Origin of the sequence: Xenorhabdus vietnamensis (assembly GCF_002127535.1) — a bacterium.
Classification (GTDB): Bacteria; Pseudomonadota; Gammaproteobacteria; order Enterobacterales; family Enterobacteriaceae; genus Xenorhabdus; species Xenorhabdus vietnamensis.
Window position 1 is genome coordinate 138,043 of the sequence record NZ_MUBJ01000011.1, and the last position, 3,503, is coordinate 141,545.

Annotated in this window: 1 tRNA gene and 2 rRNA genes; all 3 read left to right on the forward strand. The window is 54.1% G+C overall.

From position 1 onward, the window contains the following. The first annotated feature begins 136 nt into the window (after positions 1 to 136). Positions 137 to 212: transfer RNA gene (locus tag Xvie_RS26650), tRNA-Glu, on the forward strand. Positions 213 to 404: 192 nt separating this feature from the next. Next, positions 405 to 3,314: ribosomal RNA gene (locus Xvie_RS26655) — 23S ribosomal RNA — on the forward strand. Positions 3,315 to 3,402: 88 nt separating this feature from the next. After that, positions 3,403 to 3,503: ribosomal RNA gene (gene rrf / locus Xvie_RS26660) — 5S ribosomal RNA — on the forward strand; the annotation flags it as partial.

The window sequence follows — 3,503 nt, forward strand, 5'->3', positions numbered from 1 at the left end:
TCGTAACAAGGTAACCGTAGGGGAACCTGCGGTTGGATCACCTCCTTACCTAGAGATAGTAGTTTTTGTTGCAGTGCTCACACAGATTGTCTGATGAAATGTAATATGAGCAGCGCGTCTGCGAAGAAGACTCGATGTCCCCTTCGTCTAGAGGCCTAGGACACCGCCCTTTCACGGCGGTAACAGGGGTTCGAATCCCCTAGGGGACGCCACACTGCTCAGGCCCTGTGTGAAAGGCGGTGCCCCCTGATATTATTGTTAAGCGGGCTGTAAAGTCGGTTTACCAATAATAGCTCTTTAACAATCCGGAACAAGCTGAAAATTTGAAACACCCAGTCCCAGTCGTGAAGACGGGATTGGGGAGTCTCTCAAAACTCCAGTCCGAAGACACCTTCGGGTTGTGAGGTTAAGCGACTAAGCGTACACGGTGGATGCCTAGGCAGTCAGAGGCGATGAAGGACGTGCTAATCTGCGAAAAGCGCCGGTGAGCTGATATGAAGCGCCATCAGCCGGCGATGTCCGAATGGGGAAACCCAGTGCAATCCGTTGCACTATCATTAACTGAATTCATAGGTTAATGAGGCGAACCGGGGGAACTGAAACATCTCAGTACCCCGAGGAAAAGAAATCAACCGAGATTCCCCCAGTAGCGGCGAGCGAACGGGGAGCAGCCCAGAACCAGCATCAGTGTCAGCGTCAGGAGAACGGTCTGGAAAGGCCGGCAGTAAAGGGTGATAGCCCCGTATCTGAAGACGCTGGCAGTGGGAGTTCGATGAGTAGGGCGGGACACGTGGTATCCTGTCTGAACATGGGGGGACCATCCTCCAAGGCTAAATACTCCTGACTGACCGATAGTGAACCAGTACCGTGAGGGAAAGGCGAAAAGAACCCCGGCGAGGGGAGTGAAAGAGAACCTGAAACCGTGTACGTACAAGCAGTGGGAGCACCCTTTGGGGTGTGACTGCGTACCTTTTGTATAATGGGTCAGCGACTTATATTCTGTAGCAAGGTTAACCGTATAGGGGAGCCGCAGGGAAACCGAGTCTTAACTGGGCGTTAAGTTGCAGGGTATAGACCCGAAACCCGGTGATCTAGCCATGGGCAGGTTGAAGGTTGGGTAACACTAACTGGAGGACCGAACCGACTAATGTTGAAAAATTAGCGGATGACTTGTGGCTGGGGGTGAAAGGCCAATCAAACCGGGAGATAGCTGGTTCTCCCCGAAAGCTATTTAGGTAGCGCCTCGTGAAGTCATCTTCGGGGGTAGAGCACTGTTTCGGCTAGGGGGTCATCCCGACTTACCAACCCGATGCAAACTGCGAATACCGAAGAATGTTATCACGGGAGACACACGGCGGGTGCTAACGTCCGTCGTGAAGAGGGAAACAACCCAGACCGCCAGCTAAGGTCCCCAAGTCATGGTTAAGTGGGAAACGAAGTGGGAAGGCTCAGACAGCCAGGATGTTGGCTTAGAAGCAGCCATCATTTAAAGAAAGCGTAATAGCTCACTGGTCGAGTCGGCCTGCGCGGAAGATGTAACGGGGCTAAACCATGCACCGAAGCTGCGGCAGCGACACGCAAGTGTTGTTGGGTAGGGGAGCGTTCTGTAAGCCGTTGAAGGTGTGCTGTGAGGCATGCTGGAGGTATCAGAAGTGCGAATGCTGACATAAGTAACGATAAAGCGGGTGAAAAACCCGCTCGCCGGAAGACCAAGGGTTCCTGTCCAACGTTAATCGGGGCAGGGTGAGTCGACCCCTAAGGCGAGGCCGAAAGGCGTAGTCGATGGGCAACGGGTTAATATTCCCGTACCCGGTGTTACTGCGAAGGGGGGACGGAGAAGGCTAGGCTGGCCGGGCGACGGTTTGTCCCGGTTTAAGCGTGTAGGTGGGGTGACCTGGCAAATCCGGTCACCTGTTAACACTGAGGCGTGATGACGAGGCACCACGGTGCTGAAGTAGCTGATGCCCTGCTTCCAGGAAAAGCCTCTAAGCTCTAGGTAACATTGGATCGTACCCCAAACCGACACAGGTGGTCAGGTAGAGAATACTCAGGCGCTTGAGAGAACTCGGGTGAAGGAACTAGGCAAAATGGTGCCGTAACTTCGGGAGAAGGCACGCTGGCACTAGGTGAAGGGCCCCGCGCCCGGAGCCGAAGCCAGTCGCAGATACCAGCTGGCTGCAACTGTTTAATAAAAACACAGCACTGTGCAAACACGAAAGTGGACGTATACGGTGTGACGCCTGCCCGGTGCTGGAAGGTTAATTGATGGGGTTAGCCGCAAGGCGAAGCTCTTGATCGAAGCCCCAGTAAACGGCGGCCGTAACTATAACGGTCCTAAGGTAGCGAAATTCCTTGTCGGGTAAGTTCCGACCTGCACGAATGGCGTAATGATGGCCAGGCTGTCTCCACCCGAGACTCAGTGAAATTGAACTCGCTGTGAAGATGCAGTGTACCCGCGGCAAGACGGAAAGACCCCGTGAACCTTTACTATAGCTTGACACTGAACCTGGAGCCTTGATGTGTAGGATAGGTGGGAGGCTTGGAAGTGTGGACGCCAGTCTGCATGGAGCCAACCTTGAAATACCACCCTTGAATGTTTGAGGTTCTAACGTAGGCCCGTCATCCGGGTTGCGGACAGTGTCTGGTGGGTAGTTTGACTGGGGCGGTCTCCTCCCAAAGCGTAACGGAGGAGCACGAAGGTTAGCTAATCACGGTCGGACATCGTGAGGTTAGTGCAAAGGCATAAGCTAGCTTGACTGCGAGAGTGACAGCTCGAGCAGGTACGAAAGTAGGTCTTAGTGATCCGGTGGTTCTGCATGGAAGGGCCATCGCTCAACGGATAAAAGGTACTCCGGGGATAACAGGCTGATACCGCCCAAGAGTTCATATCGACGGCGGTGTTTGGCACCTCGATGTCGGCTCATCACATCCTGGGGCTGAAGTAGGTCCCAAGGGTATGGCTGTTCGCCATTTAAAGTGGTACGCGAGCTGGGTTTAGAACGTCGTGAGACAGTTCGGTCCCTATCTGCCGTGGGCGTTGGAAGATTGAAAGGGGCTGCTCCTAGTACGAGAGGACCGGAGTGGACGCACCACTGGTGTTCGGGTTGTCATGCCAATGGCACTGCCCGGTAGCTAAGTGCGGAAGAGATAACCGCTGAAAGCATCTAAGCGGGAAACTTGCCTTGAGATGAGTCTTCCCTTGTCCCTTGAGGACACTGAAGGAACGTTCGAGACGAGGACGTGGATAGGCTGGGTGTGTAAGCGTTGCGAGACGTTGAGCTAACCAGTACTAATGAACCGTGCGGCTTAACCTGACAACACCGAAGGTGTTTTGGGCTGAGAGAGCAGATGACAAAGTTTCAAAGCAGATGACAGCTTGTTCGGGGTTGAAACCAGGATTTGTCTGGCGGCAATAGCGCGGTGGTCCCACCTGACCCCATGCCGAACTCAGCAGTGAAACGCCGTAGCGCCGATGGTAGTGTGGGGTCTCCCCATGTGAGAGT